General features: G+C 45.2%; 1 protein-coding gene. It reads right to left on the bottom strand.

From position 1 onward, the window contains the following. Nucleotides 1-301, bottom strand: a 301-nt coding sequence (locus RT41_RS10300) for a biotin/lipoyl-containing protein (RefSeq protein ID WP_342743698.1), incomplete at both ends; no start/stop codon positions are given.

Below are 301 nucleotides of genomic sequence, written 5' to 3'. Positions count from 1 at the left end.
TGTCGCCTTCGGCCATACCTTCACCAATATCAGGCATTGTAAAAATCATTGCGTCGCCAGCGGGAGCAGCTTCAGTAGCTGGTGCTACATCGGCAGCAGGAGCTTCAGTAGCTGATCCAGTACCATCGCCATCATATTCAATCAATGGTTCTCCAACAGCAACGGTAGTACCAGCTTCAACAAACAATTTTGTAACTGTTCCAGAATATGGAGACAAGATTTCTTGCATTAATTTGTCGTTTTGTACTTCGGCAACAGGATCGTCTTCTTTAACTACATCGCCGACTTTAACGAGCCAGTT

Source organism: Lactococcus fujiensis JCM 16395, assembly GCF_002441655.1.
In the GTDB taxonomy this organism is placed as follows: Bacteria; Bacillota; Bacilli; order Lactobacillales; family Streptococcaceae; genus Lactococcus; species Lactococcus fujiensis.
This window is presented reverse-complemented; position numbering and strand designations above follow the sequence as displayed.